General features: G+C 71.0%; 11 protein-coding genes. 5 read left to right on the top strand and 6 right to left on the bottom strand.

What is annotated here, in order from left to right; all coding sequences use genetic code 11:
- Window positions 1–94: 94 nt before the first annotated feature.
- The gene (locus ACQPWZ_RS15970) at window positions 95–550 is read right to left on the bottom strand and encodes a subtilase-type protease inhibitor (RefSeq protein ID WP_340473738.1); all 456 of its coding nucleotides are present in this window, start codon (window positions 548–550) and stop codon (window positions 95–97) included.
- Window positions 551–1,083: 533 nt separating this feature from the next.
- Here ACQPWZ_RS15970 and ACQPWZ_RS15965 point away from each other — a divergent pair.
- Window positions 1,084–3,093 carry a hypothetical protein gene (locus ACQPWZ_RS15965; RefSeq protein WP_340473737.1) on the top strand — a complete coding sequence of 670 codons (2,010 nt, stop codon included), beginning with the start codon at window positions 1,084–1,086 and terminating at the stop codon, window positions 3,091–3,093.
- A gap of 25 nt (window positions 3,094–3,118) precedes the next feature.
- Here ACQPWZ_RS15965 and ACQPWZ_RS15960 read toward each other — a convergent pair whose 3' ends face one another.
- The 4 genes from ACQPWZ_RS15960 to ACQPWZ_RS15945 all read right to left on the bottom strand — a co-directional run bounded on the left by ACQPWZ_RS15960 (window position 3,119) and on the right by ACQPWZ_RS15945 (window position 7,256).
- Window positions 3,119–3,997 carry a hypothetical protein gene (locus ACQPWZ_RS15960; RefSeq protein ID WP_433571676.1) on the bottom strand — a complete coding sequence of 293 codons (879 nt, stop codon included), beginning with the start codon at window positions 3,995–3,997 and terminating at the stop codon, window positions 3,119–3,121.
- 48 nt (window positions 3,998–4,045) lie between these two features.
- Window positions 4,046–5,641: a transporter gene (locus ACQPWZ_RS15955; RefSeq protein ID WP_433571675.1), complete on the bottom strand. Its 1,596-nt coding sequence runs from the start codon at window positions 5,639–5,641 to the stop codon at window positions 4,046–4,048.
- Entirely contained in the window at window positions 5,638–6,444 is an 807-nt protein-coding gene (locus ACQPWZ_RS15950; protein ID WP_313945698.1) for an ABC transporter ATP-binding protein, read from the bottom strand. Before ACQPWZ_RS15950 ends, ACQPWZ_RS15955 begins: the two co-directional genes overlap by 4 nt.
- 146 nt (window positions 6,445–6,590) lie before the next feature.
- Window positions 6,591–7,256 carry a bifunctional DNA primase/polymerase gene (locus tag ACQPWZ_RS15945; protein WP_340473734.1) on the bottom strand — a complete coding sequence of 222 codons (666 nt, stop codon included), beginning with the start codon at window positions 7,254–7,256 and terminating at the stop codon, window positions 6,591–6,593.
- 311 nt (window positions 7,257–7,567) lie between these two features.
- Here ACQPWZ_RS15945 and ACQPWZ_RS15940 point away from each other — a divergent pair, with 311 nt between their 5' ends.
- Together ACQPWZ_RS15940 and ACQPWZ_RS15935 are read left to right on the top strand one after the other, a co-directional pair.
- Window positions 7,568–8,950, top strand: a complete 1,383-nt coding sequence (locus tag ACQPWZ_RS15940; RefSeq protein ID WP_383233762.1) for a transcriptional regulator — start codon at window positions 7,568–7,570, stop codon at window positions 8,948–8,950.
- Between the two features lie 131 nt (window positions 8,951–9,081).
- Window positions 9,082–10,740 carry a hypothetical protein gene (locus tag ACQPWZ_RS15935; RefSeq protein ID WP_433571674.1) on the top strand — a complete coding sequence of 553 codons (1,659 nt, stop codon included), beginning with the start codon at window positions 9,082–9,084 and terminating at the stop codon, window positions 10,738–10,740.
- An 81-nt stretch (window positions 10,741–10,821) separates the two neighbouring features.
- Here ACQPWZ_RS15935 and ACQPWZ_RS15930 read toward each other — a convergent pair whose 3' ends face one another.
- A complete protein-coding gene (locus ACQPWZ_RS15930) occupies window positions 10,822–12,144 on the bottom strand; it encodes an ABC transporter substrate-binding protein (protein WP_340473731.1) in 1,323 nt (440 codons plus the stop codon).
- Between the two features lie 173 nt (window positions 12,145–12,317).
- Between ACQPWZ_RS15930 and ACQPWZ_RS15925 the strand changes: the two genes are divergently transcribed.
- Together ACQPWZ_RS15925 and purU are read left to right on the top strand one after the other, a co-directional pair.
- The gene (locus ACQPWZ_RS15925) at window positions 12,318–12,764 is read left to right on the top strand and encodes an SCO4402 family protein (protein ID WP_340477891.1); all 447 of its coding nucleotides are present in this window, start codon (window positions 12,318–12,320) and stop codon (window positions 12,762–12,764) included.
- 239 nt (window positions 12,765–13,003) lie between these two features.
- Entirely contained in the window at window positions 13,004–13,855 is an 852-nt protein-coding gene (gene purU, locus ACQPWZ_RS15920) for a formyltetrahydrofolate deformylase (RefSeq protein WP_433571673.1), read from the top strand.
- Window positions 13,856–13,883: the final 28 nt, after the last annotated feature.

Raw genomic sequence — 13,883 nt, 5'->3', positions numbered from 1 at the left:
ATCCGTACGGCGCGATCCTGACGTGGCGCCGGCCGCGGCTCCTGGCCGGGCGCCTGTGCGAACGTCCCACCGCTCGGCGGGATCAGGCGGAGCGTCAGAAGGAGAAGACCGCGCCCTCGGCGAGGCTGCCCTCCATCTCGCAGCGGTTGCCGTACGTCTCCGACCACGACACGTGCTGTCCCTGCCACACGCCGGTCGCCGTGACCACGACCGGGTCCCACTGGCGCGTACACATCGTGTGCGAAGGCGAAGACTTCAGGGCCGAGAACTCGCCGTCCACGGCACGCAGTTCACGGCATGCGGCGGTCGGCGCCGGGTGGCTGCCGTCGGCGCGCGGGGTGCAGGTGAGGGTGACCGCACGCTCGACGGTCGCGGTCGCCGCCTCCTCGCCCTTGCCGATGCTCAGCACCAGCGCGGAGGGGGCATAGAGGCTGTTGGCACCGGCCGGCTGCGCGGTCGGCGCGGCGGGCGCGGCGTGCGCGGTGGAGAGGGCGGCACCGCTCAGCAGCAGGGCGGCAGTTGTGGCGATCGTGTTGCGGATGTAACGCATCGGTGAATCTCCTGCATTCGGGGGTTGATTGCGGTCGGGAGTCTTGCGCATGCGCACAGTGAACGCACATGCGGCGGTTCTTTCCGGCCGCATACGTGCGAACTGCTGTGACCGAATGACCGTTCGGGCAGCTCGCACCGGGTTCGAGTCTTCGCATAACGCCGTCCACTATGTGGATGATCTGTGGTGGTTCAAGAAGGAACTACTGCTTGACCTGCGGTTATGTCATGGCGGTACGTTTCTTCGGACAGCAGGCTTTGACTGGAAAGTGTTGCCTTCTAAAGACCGTTGACCTTCCCGAAAGTGCGGTCATAGTCAGGCGTTTCCCTCGAATACATCAGAAAACGGGATCATTCGTAACCTGTGCCACCGTGCCGCGTTGATCATCCGACGCCCGCAAACGCGAGGCTCGTTCGGCAGCTTCCGCTGTGGAGCCCCGCCAGGCATGGTGTCCCGGTGGTCCGATTCTCTGGGGAGGACGCATGGAACGCAGGCGGTTACTGCAGGCTGGAGCCGGGTTCACCCTGGCATCCGTGGCGGGACAGTTCCTTTTCCCCGCCGAGGCGAGTGCCGAGGCGGCAGACAGAGCAGGCGCATCCGGCACGAGCGATCCCTGCTCGGGCCCCACGATCGCGATGTACGGCGTCGCGTCGCTGACCGCGGCGATCGTCGGCATGACGGTTCTCGGTGACAAGGCGTACGTCGTCGCGCGCGGTCAGAACCCTCCGGTGCTCGGCGAGATCGACCTTCCGTCCAAGACGCTCACCAGGGCCGTGCGGCTCAATCGCGGTGAGGGCGGCTGGGCGACGACGGTCTCGGGCGGGCACGTCTACGCGGGGACGTATCCGTTCCCGGACATCTACCGCTTCGACCCCGCGACCGGCCAGGTCGCGCTCATCGGCACGATCGGCCCGTCCGGCGGCTTTGTCTGGTGTCTGACGACCGCGCCCGACGGCACGGTCTACGCGGGGACTTCGCCCCGCGGCGAGGTGTGGGAGTACAAGCCCACCACCGGCACGCTGCGTAATCTCGGCGTGGCCTTCGCCGGCCAGCAGTACGTCCGTGCGATCGCGGCCGACGACCGTTTCGTATACGCGGGAACCCTGCCGTCCGGTTATGTCGTCGCCTACGACCGCACCACGGGCGCCAAGACCAACATCACCCCCACTCCGTACGGCGGCGCGGCCGCGATCATCGCCCGTGACGGCCGGGTGATCGCGGCGCTCACGAAGTACCTCGTCGACATGGCCCCCGACGGCAGCGACGCGAAGGTGATCGCCACGCCCGCCGCCGAGCGGCTGCTCGACGCGATGACCATGACGGCGGACGGCACGCTGTACTGCGTCGGCCGCCCGACCGGCACCGTCTACCGGCGCGACGGCGACACCCTCGTCCCCGTCGCCGCCCCGACGCCCGGCGACGAACACCGCGCCCTGGTCCCGCTCGACGCGACGACACTGCTCGGCGCGGCGGGCAGTGGCCGGCTCTGGTGGCTGAACCTGGAGAGCAAGCAGTCGGAGATAGTGGAACTGATCGACGCCGGTCTGTCCGGGCCCGACCCGGTGCAGTCCATGGCGTACGAATCGCGCGGCGTCGTGCACGTCGGCGGGCACTTCTCCATCACCACCCACCGCACGACCACGCGCGGCACCCGCACATCCCGGCGCACCAGCGTCGCGGGGGAGCCCAAACAGCTCCAGGTCGTGGGCAGCAGGCTGTATGCGGCGATGTACCCGAGCACCGAGCTGCTGGAGCTCGACCCGGACCGCGGAAGGGTCAGGTCGCTCGGCTTCATCGACCACGACCAGCAGCGCCCGACGGACATGGCGCATGTGCGCGACCAGGATCTGCTGCTGGTGGCCTCGGCACCCGGGGTCGGTCTGCTCAAGGGTGCGCTGACCTCGCTCGACCGTCGGCGGCGCAAGATCACGGTCTACAAGGACGTGATCACCGACCAGAGCGTGATGTCCCTCGCGCTGGACGACCGGCGGGGCCACAGGATCGCCTATCTCGCCGGCGACACCTGGGGCGGCGGCAGCGTCCCGCCGACCCGGCCGAGCGCCACGATCGCCGCCTTCGACCTGACACGGCGTGAAGTGCTGTGGGAGGTCACGCCGATCGAGGGTTACGCCAGCCTTCAGCACGTCGCGGTGTCCGACGGGGTGCTGTACGGGGTCTACAAGCGGCTCGCGGGCGCCTGGTTCGCCATGGACCTGGCCTCGCGCACCGTGCTCACGACGGGCCGGCTGCCGAGCTACGGCGAACTCAGCGTGCACGACGGCCATGTGTTCGCGTCGATCTTCGGCGGTTCCGTCTACCGGCTCGGACCCGACCTGGCCGAGGCGCAGTTCATGCTCGGCGGGCTCGGCGACGGCTGGTACAACCCGCCGCAGCTGGCCTGGGAGCGGTACTCCCCGCACGCCTGGGGCGTGGCGGGACGCGACCTCGCGAGGCTGCGGCTCGACCCGCGCTGCCCGGCGCCGGGCCAGGCCCGCAGGCCCCTTCCGGACGCGCACGTCCTGGAGGGCCTGCTGGCCAACTGACCGGCCGCGTCCGTGCGGAGACCCGTCAGCCGATCGGCCGGCGGGTCTCCTCGCGGACCTTCACCGTCGCCTCGGCGACGGCCTTGAGGTCGATCTCCTCCGGCGACTTGGTGGCCGTCTCCGGGGTGACCAGCGCGACGGACGCACTGGTGTTGTCGTCCGCCCACGCGCACACGGGAAGCGTGGCCTTGCCGCCGCCGCCCGCCTGCTCGGTCACCACGACCTGGCAGCTCACCGGCACCTCCGATCCTGCCGGAGTGACATCCTTCGCCGGCACGGCGACGGTGGTGCCGTCGGCGTCCCCGGCGCCCGAGAGCAGTTTGTCCCGGGCCGCGTCCGGGTCGGCGATGCGGCCGTGCAGACCGGAGATGACCAGCACTCCGGTGCCCGAGGCCGATGTGTACTGCGCCACCGCAGACTTGGCGTCCTTGATGGTCTTCTCGCTCGTGCCCGCCAGCTGGTCCTGCGTCGCGGCGGAACGGTCGTCGGCCAGCTTGTACTTCCCGTCCAACAGCGTCGGCGGAACGGTGAGGCGGTACTCCGCGGCAGGGAAGCTCTCGCCACCGCCGACGACGTTGTTGCCGAACCACGAGAGGCCCAGCACCGCCGCGATGACCGCGAGGGTGATGCCGACGATCAGGCCCGCGTTGTTCTTCTTCTTCGGCGGGGGCGGCGCGCCCCAGCCGGCGGGTCCGCCCGGCCCGGGGTAGGGCTGCTGGGTGTACGGCGGCTGAGGATGCGGAGGCTGCCCTCCGTAGCCCGGCTGGGGGTGCCCCTGCTGGGGGTGTGGCGGGTACGGAGCCTGCTGCGGGAACTGCGGCTGTCCGTACGGGCTTTGCGCCCCGTAGGGGTTCGGGGTCCCGTAACCCCCCTGCTGTGGCGGCTGATGCGGCGGCGTCGACATGGCCGTCAACCTACGTCACGGGTGCGAAGCCGCCGCCGTCACCCCCTGTCATCCCTTGCTGACAGCGGTCAGGATCTCCGGCAGCCGGTTCGCCGTCTGCGGAGCCGCGACACGCACGCCTGCCCAGCCGATCAGCAGTCCGTACGCCGCCCCGGCGGGGAGCAGCACCCACAGGCTCGACTCCCTGTTCGCCGCGTGCATCCAGACCGTCAGAGCGATCACAGGTGCACACAGCACGGCCGCCGAGATCATGCCGCCGAAGATCGAGATCCAGGCCAGTCCGGCCTGTCCGGGCGCCACGTTCTTGTACGCGCTGTCCTGGGGGATCGAGTACGGGAAGCGGGCCGACGACACGGCGCCGGTCGCCAGCATGGCGCCCAGCAGGGCGAAGGACAGGCCCATGACCTCGGGCAGCGCCCGCCAGTTGCCGAGCAGGGCGGCGGTGAGGACGGTGACCAGGACCGTGTACGGGAGGGTGACCAGCAGCAACGCCAGGGCGCGGGCCCGGAGTTCGGCGTACGCGTCCTTCGTGGACGAGATCGTCTGCGCCACCATCCAGAACGCGGAGGTGTCCTGTCCGAACTGGTTGTACATCTGGATGCCGAGCATCCCCGCCGCGAAACAGGCGAAGTACAGGGAGCCGGTGCCCTGGAGAGCGTTGAACACCGGGACGATCAGACCGATCGCCAGCGCCGTCACCCAGGCCGCCTTGGTCTTGGGGTCCCGCCACACATAGCGCAGGCTGCGCTGCATCACCGTGCTCGTACGGCCCTCGGGCAGCAGCCGGTGCAGACCGGTCGACGACTCCTTGCGCGTCGGCTCCGAGGCCGCCGCGAGGGTCGAACCGTCCGGCGCCGTCATCAGCTTGGTCAGACTGCGCTGCCAGGACCACAGCAGGACGAACAGGGCCACCACCGACAGGGCGAGCTGTTCCAGTGCCACCGCGTACGAGCCGTCGCTCGCGGAGTCGATCGCGGCAATGGCCGAGGCGGGCGGGATCCACCGGACGATCCCCGCCGCGGGGTCGAGCGCGGAGAGGCCGCCCGACTCGCCCAGCCGCTGGGCACCGAAGTTGACGACCTGGATGCCGACCGCGATCACCAGTCCGCTCAGCAACGCCAGGTCGCGGCCCTTGCGCGAGGTGAGCAGCCGGATGTTGCCCGCCGCGACCGTACGGGCCAGGGCCACGCACACCAGCAGCGCGAGCGGGACGGCGACGACGGCGACCAGCACGGCGAAGGCGCCGTGGGCGAGCGCGATCGCCGACCCCACCACCAGACAGACGGTGAACAGCGGACCGATGCCCACCAGCGAGGCTGCCAGCAGCGCGAAGACCAGCGGCTGCGGCCGCAGCGGCAGCATCACCAGCCGCGTCGGATCGAGCGTCTCGTCGCCGCTCGGGAAGAACAGCGGCATCACGGCCCAGCCGAGCGCCAGGACGGCCGTCAGCAGGACGACCAGCGACGCCGCGTGGTCCGTGCCGCGCAACAGGATCAGTCCGAGCAACTGCCCGGCGGCGAGGAGCAGCGTCACCACGAGGGAGGCGACGAAGGCGGCGGTCCGGGTGGAGGACTGGCGCAGGCCGTTGCGCAGCAGCGCCAGCTTCAGCCGGACGAAGATCCGCGAGAGGTGGGCGGTGCTCACCGGGCACCGCCGCCGAGCCAGTCCAGCGACTGCGCGGTGTCGCGGCCGTTCGCCCCGACCAGCTCCAGGAACGCGCTCTGGAGGGAGGGTGCGTCACCGCGTACCTGCGCGAGCGGACCCTGGGCGACGATGCGGCCGGCGGCCATGACCGCGACCCAGTCGCACAGCGACTCCACGAGCTCCATCACATGGCTGGAGAAGACGACCGTCGCGCCCGAGGCGGTGTACCGCTCGAGCACGCCGCGGATCGTCTGGGCCGAGACCGGGTCGACGCCCTCGAACGGCTCGTCCAGGAACAGCACTTCGGGGTTGTGCAGCAGAGCGGAGGCCAGCCCGATCTTCTTGCGCATACCGGTCGAGTAGTCGACGACCAGCTTGTGCTGCGAACCGGCGAGATCCAGGACGTCGAGCAGCTGGGCGGCGCGCTTGTCGACCTCCTCGCCCGGCAGTCCCCGCAACCGCCCGCTGTAGGCGAGGAGTTCACGCCCGGAGAGACGCTCGAACAGCCGCAGGCCCTCGGGCAGTACCCCGATCCGCGCCTTGACCTCGACCGGGTCGCGCCAGACGTCGCTGCCGGCGACCTCGATCCGGCCCTGATCGGGGCGGAGCAGCCCGGTCACCATCGACAGGGTGGTCGTCTTGCCGGCGCCGTTCGGCCCGACCAGGCCGATGAATTTCCCGGCGGGGAGGGTGAGGTCGATGCCGGCGACGGCGATCTGCTCGCCGAACCGCTTCCACAGGCCCTCGACGCGGACGGCGGGCGCCGCCCCGTCGGCGCCTGTCGCCACCTGCTCGTCCGGCATGGTCCCCGCCTTTCGGTGTTCCCCGTACGTACGAGGTCCACCATATGTACGGCGGGTGGGGGAGCGGCAGCCGCGCAGCGGCCGAGGTGATGCACCCGCCGACAGCCCGGAGGCGGGGAGCAGGCCCTGGATCCGAACGACACTCCCTAGCCGCGGCGGGCGCGCTCCGCCGCCGCCTCACGGCCGCAGGCGTAGGCCAGCGGGCTCAGCAGTTCGTCCACGTCCGGCAGCCACCGGTTCGCCGGGGTGGGGCGGCGGGCCCACTGCACCGCGCCGTGGCCGCCGATCCTGGTGGGCGGGGCGGCGACGTAGTGGCCCTCGCCCCGGGCGACCAGATCGATGGAGGACGGCGCCCAGCCCAGGGTGCGGACCAGCTCGGGGATCTTGGGGGCCGCGCCCGGCAGGACGAAGAAGAGCATGCGGCGGTCGGGGGTGCAGGTCACCGGGCCGAGGGGCAGATCCATCCGCTCCAGCCGGGCGAGGGCCAGGAAGCCCGCCGACTCCGAGACGTCCAGGGCGTCGAAGGTACGGCCCGTCGGCAGCAGGATGGACGCCCTCGGCGTCTTCGACCACAGCCGGCGGGCGGCGACCGCGCTGCCGGTGGCCTGGTTCGCCCAGTCCGGCCGCGCCGGGTGTGCGCCGGGGGACAGGCAGTCGGTGTCGCCGCACGAGCACTGCTCGCGGCCCTCCACCGCCTCCAGCCAGGTGCCGGGAAACACGTCCCAGTGCCGCTCTTCCGCGTACCGCACGGCATGGTCCAGCAGCTGCTCACCGCGCTGCTGCGGGATCTGGGCGGCTTCGGTGACTCCCATGGTCTCTTCCACGTCACACTCAACTCCCGCCGTCACCACGGGTTACGGGCGTCCCGCGCCCGGCCACGGAGCATCGATCCTGCATGCGGGGCGCATGGGTGCATGGACGGGGGCGCGCACGCGGCCGGGCCACGGGGAGCGGGTAGCCACTCGCAGGGGGCCGTCGGCAGGGGGACGCGCCGTCGGCCGGGGGAGCGCGCGCCGCGCGTGGCTTCCGGAAAAAAGAGACCAAGTCGCTCAAGTCTGCATTCTCCGTATATCAGCCGGGCAGTGATCACTGCGTGGATCACCGCGGGCCTCAGGGGGTAGTCATGGCAGCCAGGCCTCTCGTCGCACGACAGCCGAACGAACGCTTGCAGGCACTCATCCAGGAAGCCGGGTGCTCGAATGCGGGGCTGGCACGACGCGTCAACATGGTCGGCACGGAGCGCGGGTTGGACCTGCGCTACGACAAGACGTCGGTGGCGCGCTGGCTTCGGGGCCAGCAGCCGCGCGGCCGGGCGCCCGGGATCATCGCTGAGGCGCTGGGGCGGAAACTGGGACGGACGGTCACGATCGACGAGATCGGCATGGCCAACGGCAAGAACCTGGCCTCGGGCGTCGGACTCCAGTTCTCGCCGACGGTGCTGGGCGCCATCGAGCAGGTCTGCGAGCTGTGGCGCAGCGACGTCGGTCGGCGCGACTTCCTGTCCGGCTCCGCCGTCGCGGCCTCCGCGCTCGTCGAACCGAGCCGTGACTGGCTGATCACCGGCGCGGACACCCAGGTGGCGCGCACCGCCGGCTCCCGCGTCGGCGTCTCGGACGTCGAGGCGGTACGGGCGATGACGGCCGCCCTCACCGAACTGGACCACCGGTTCGGCAGCGGCCATGTCCGTCCGGTCGTCGTGCACTACCTCAACTCCGTGGTCTCCGGGCTGCTGTCGGGGTCGTACCGCGAATCGGTCGGCCGCGAACTGTTCGCGGCCGTCGCCCGGTTGACCGAGCTCGCCGGGTACATGGCCGTCGACACCGGACAGCCCGGGCTCGCCCAGCGCTACTACATCCAGGCGCTGCGACTCGCCCAGGCGGCCGGTGACCGCGCCTACGGCGGCTATGTGCTGGCCGCCTCCATGAGTCATCTGGCCGCCCAGCTGGGCAACCCGCGGGAGATCGCCCAACTCGCCAGGGCCGCGCAGGAAGGCGCCCGGGGACACGTCACCCCGCGGGCCGAGGCGATGTTCCTCGCGGCCGAGGCGCGCGGGCACGCCCTCCTCGGGGACGCCCACACCTGTCACGCCGTGGCAGGCAGGGCGCAGACGGCGCTGGAGCGCGCCGAACCGCGGTCCGGCGACGACCCGGCGTGGATCGCCCACTTCGACCGCGCCTATCTCGCGGACGAACTGGCGCACTGCTACCGCGATCTGGGCCAGCCAGAGGCGGCCGCGCGCCATGCCACGGACGCGCTGGAGGGCCACCCCGAGTCACGGGCGAGGCGGCGGGCCATCGGGCTGGTCCTGCTCGCGACGGCGCAGGTCCAGCAGCGTGAGGTCGAGCAGGCCTGCCACACGGGGACGCGCGCGGTGGAGCTGCTGGGCGGGCTGCGATCCAGCAGGGGCGCGGAGTATCTGGACGATCTCCAGCAGCGTCTGGAGCCGTACGCGGACGAGCCGGCGGTCCGTGAATTCGGTGCGCGGCTGGAGCTCCAGGCCGCCTGAGAGCCGGGATCAGGCCGTTAACAGCGTCGGGCGGTCGCTTCTTGTTACTGCTTCCACACGTGTGTGCGGGGTGCGCGGCGGACCCGGTAGCGTAAACCGACGGTTCCGTAGGTCCACACGTAGGAGTCCCGGTGACGCACAGCGGACAGGGTGACGAGCAGCGGCACACCGCTGCCCGGCCCGCGCACGAAGGCGTCGTGCTGCCCGCCGACGGGTCAGAGCCTTTCATACCAGGTGCCTCCGGCGCCCAGGCGGCTCCGGCCGGCGGGCAGCCGTGGGGCGAGCCCTGGGGCCCGTCGCAGGGGCAGCAGCAGGCGCAGAGCGACGCGTACGGACAGCAGGACCACAGACAGGACCACAGACCCGGTCAGGCCTTCGGGCAGCAGGACGAGGATCCGTACGGAGCGCAGCGGTACGGACAGCAGCCGCAGGGCCAGGACCCCTACGGAGCCCAGCAGGACCAGCAGTACGGCCAGGGCCACTACGGGCAGGACCAGTACGGGCAAGGCCGGTACGGACAGGATCAGCACGGCGGTCAGCAGCAGGCGCAGGGCCCGTACCGGCCCGACCCGTACGCGCAGCCCGCTCCGCAGCCGTACGACCCTCAGCCGTCCCAGGGGACCCAGGGCGGCTGGGGCGAGGCCCCGGAGGCCGCCTACGGCGTCCAGGCGCAGCCGCTGCCCCCGGCGCAGCCCCTGCCGGACGCGGTGCCACCACAGGCCCTTCCGGCGTCCGCCCCGGGCGTGAGTGCCACCGACGCGACGCAGTTCATCCCGCCCGTGACGGCGGGCGCGCTGCCGCCCGAGACGTCGGCCGAGTCCACCACCTTCCTCGGCACCCGGTCGCTGCCCGGCGCGGGGGCGCACCCCGGGCACGGCGGCGCGGGCGAGGCGGCCACCCAGTTCCTGCCGCCGGTACCGGCGGCGCCCAGCGGGGCGCCGCTGGGCATCCGGCCCGGGACGCCCGGCGAGCGGCAGCCCCCGGCGGAGTTCGACAGCCTGTTCCGGTCGGACGCCCCGGGTGCCCCCATGGCGGACGCCACACAGCACTTGCCCCGCATCGAGAGCGACCCGCAGCAGCCCGCGTACCAGCAGCAGGCTCCGCAGCAGCGCCGGGCGGCGTCCTACGAGCCGCAGGAGCCGGACTCGCGGCGGCGCAAATCCTCGCGGGTGCCCGTCGTCGCGGCCGTGGTCGTCGGCTGCGCCGTGCTCGGACTCGGCGTCAGCGCGGTGGTGTTCGGCGGTGACGACAAGAAGGAGGACCCGGGCGCCGGCGAGAACGTGGCCGCGTCCTCGTCCGTCCCCGACGACGACTCCCCGAAGGCCGCGGACGATCCGGCGAAGCCGCAGGCCGAGGCGCTCGACAAGCTCCTCGCCGACAGCAACAACAGCCGGGCCGCGGTGATCCGTTCGGTGGAGAACATCAAGCAGTGCAAGGACCTCGACCAGGCGTCGACGGACCTGCGCGGGGCGGCGGACCAGCGCCGCAGCCTGGTGACCCGGCTCCAGGGGCTGAGCGTCGACAAGCTGCCCCGTCACTCCGAGCTGACGGCCGCGCTCAACGAGGCCTGGAAGTCGTCGGCCTCGGCGGACGACCACTACGCGGTCTGGGCGACGCAGGTGAAGAGCAAGAAGGGCTGCAAGGACGGCCGGGCCCGCAACACGGGACAGTCGGCCCAGGGCAACCGGGCCAGCGGTGAGGCCACCAAGGCCAAGCAGGAGGCGTCCGGCCTCTGGAACTCCATCGCGACCAAGTACGAGCTCACCGAGCGCCGCAGCGACCAGCTGTAGGCGAACGGCGGCCGCGCACGGGCGGTCCGGCGGGCGGCGGCGAAGGCCGGCGTCAGCCGGATCCGGACGCCCTTGAAGACGTCAGTCCGAACCGCTCACCGACGCCGTCAGCGTCTTCGAGACGTCCACGAAGGTGTCCCGCTGCGCCACCAGCCGTCCGTCCCGCACGACCTGGAAGGTCACGCCCCGGTTCACGAGCCGCGGGAAGCCGGAGACGCCCAGCATGTCCTCGTACTCCCAGCGCAGCGGCGGAGTGAGCCCGTCCGTGGACACCCGCACTCCGGTGTCGAGGGCGCGGGAGATCTTCCCCGGCGAGATCTCGTCCGAGTCGAGCGACTGGATGACCGTCTTCAGCACGGTGTAGGCGATCCAGGTCGTCTGCACACCGGCGTCGGCGGGGTCGATGCGGTTGTCGCCGAAGGCGTGGGTGCTGATCACCTTCTTCATCTCCTCCCAGCGCGCGTCGGCGGCGTCCGGGTACCAGCCCGTGAGGAAGGCGCCCTCCAGCGGGCCGTTGCGTCCGCCGGTGCGGTCGATGAGCGACTGGCTGACGCTGCTCAGCACCGAGGAGACCCTGATCTTGCGGTCGTCCTCGGGCAGTCGGCGGAACGAGTCGATGAAGGTCTCGGTGCGGTCGCCGAGTGCCGCCGTGACGCAGCCGGGGCGGTCGTCGTCGTCCGTCGCCGCTCCGGCGCCCGCCTTCGTGCGGGCCTGTTCGGCCTGCGGGGTGTAGTCGGTCGCGTCCTCCGCCGCCAGGATGTCGGTCGAGGCGCGGCGGCTGGACCCGGCGAGGCCGGCGTTCAGGAGCTCGGGCAGTTCGTCGCCGGCCAGCGAGTTGGGCCGCACCAGGGCGACCCGGCGGCACACGTCCGCGAGCTGCAGACCCTGGCCCGCCAGCAGAGCGGCCTGACCGCCGTTGACGGGGTAGGAGAGGTAGCTGGTGAACTCCTCCTCCGATATCCCGAAGCCGCCGATGAAGGGGATGCGGGCGGCCTCCAGCGGGGCCATGAAGGCGTCGCCGTGCTGGCTGTAGGAGCCGACGACGGCGTCCACGCCCTCCTTGGCCGCGCGCCGGGCGCAGGTGGCCGCGCCGGTGGAGGTGTTCTGCTCGTTGCAGGAGATGATGCGCAGCTCGTGGCCGTCGATGCCGCCGTGGGAGTTGACCCAGCGGGCGTACGCCTTCGCCATGGCGGGCATGCCGGGCATGTTGGTGGCCTTGGTGTCCTGCGGCGCGAAGGTCATCACCGTGACGGGCTCCCTGGAGCCCCCCGTGCTTCCAGGGAGCACGCCGCACCCGGTGACCAGCAACGTTCCGGCCACCACTGCCACCGCAGGTATGCGTACGGCGCGAACCCGTGAGGTCCATGAGGGGCGGGGGGAGGAGGAACGTCGCCAACCGGTCATGCTGCGTCACATTTCCGTCTCCCGGGTAACGGAGCAGTGTGCATTGCTCAACGGCGGGTGACCGGAAAGTGAATTGCAGGGGCCTGTCGGCGGGGCGGAGAAAGGAACGTACGATCGAAGGCGTGCAGCAAGGTCCTGTCCCCTCTTCCCGTCGCGGGCGTCGCTCCTCCACCATGGGCGACATGCCCCCTACTGACATGCCCTGGTGGCGTTGGCGCAGCAATGTGCGCTCGGCGCTGCACATGCTCTCCGACCCCGTCTTCCATCAGGAGACCTGGCTGGCCGGCCGGGAGGGGTACGGCGATGTCACCGACGCCGTCTACCGGCTGGTCGAGGACACCTGGCTGGACAACTGGTCCGCCGAGAGATACGTCGGCACGATCTTCCGCGACTCCAACGAAGCGGCCCTCGTCGACGTCGCCGTCCTGCGGGTGCTGCGCATCATGCACCAGGTGGGTGCGGACGCCGCCGTCTCCGCCTACATGCAGCACCACGGCTGGCCGGAGGCGGTCCGTGCCGCCCGTGACGCGCACGTACGGCTGGCCGCCAACGACGGCGAGGACCCGGACGCACCGCCGCGCTCGCTGGACGTGCTGCGCATCATGACCCGGTCGGCCTGAGTCGTCCAGGGCCTGTCGTTCGGATCTTGCCGGGCTCGCGTGCCCTGGCACGCACGCTCGCCGCGTTGTCGTCAGTCGCCGACGCTCCGCGTCGGCTCCTTCCTTCGCCTTGCGATCGCACGCACCAGACCCCGCTCACTGACCCGGCCTGATCCAAACGAAAGACCCTAGCGTGCTCCGGCCGGTCCGTCTGACGGACGGCGTCCGGTGCGGTGTGGCGGATATGGCACCCTACGAGGATGACCGACCAGTACGTCCTGACGCTCTCCTGCCCCGACAAACAGGGCATCGTGCACGCCGTGTCGAGCTATCTCTTCATCACGGGCTGCAACATCGAGGACAGTCAGCAGTTCGGGGACCGGGACACGGGTCTGTTCTTCATGAGGGTCCACTTCTCGGCCGAGGCGCCGGTGACCGTGGAGAAGCTGCGCGCCAGTTTCGCCGCCGTCGGTGATGCCTTCCAGATGGACTGGGAGATCCATCTCGCCGAGGAGCGCATGCGGATCGTCCTGATGGTCAGCAAGTTCGGCCACTGCCTCAATGATCTTCTCTTCCGCTCCCGGATCGGCGCGCTGCCGGTCGAGATCGCCGCGGTTGTGTCCAACCACACGGACTTCGCCGAACTCGTCGCCTCCTACGACGTGCCGTTCCACCACATTCCGGTCACCAAGGACAACAAGGCCGCCGCCGAGACGCAGCTGCTCACCCTGGTGCACGCCGAGAACGTCGAGCTGGTCGTGCTCGCCCGCTACATGCAGGTGCTCTCGGACGATCTGTGCAAGCAGCTCAGCGGCCGGATCATCAACATCCACCACTCCTTCCTGCCGAGCTTCAAGGGCGCCAAGCCCTACCACCAGGCGCATGCGCGCGGTGTGAAGCTGATCGGTGCGACCGCGCACTATGTGACGGCCGACCTCGACGAGGGCCCGATCATCGAGCAGGAGGTCGAGCGGGTCGGCCACGAGGTCACCCCGGAGCAGCTGGTGGCGATCGGACGCGACGTGGAGTGCCAGGCGCTGGCCCGCGCGGTGAAGTGGCACGCCGAACACCGCATCCTGCTCAACGGCCGCCGTACCGTCGTCTTCGCCTGACCGCTGACCGCTGACCGCTGACCGCTGA

Origin of the sequence: Streptomyces sp. CA-251247, from assembly GCF_050952975.1 — a bacterium.
In the GTDB taxonomy this organism is placed as follows: domain Bacteria; phylum Actinomycetota; class Actinomycetes; order Streptomycetales; family Streptomycetaceae; genus Streptomyces; species Streptomyces achmelvichensis.
Note: the sequence above shows the minus strand (reverse complement) of the source record. Positions and strands in the feature narration are given on the sequence as shown.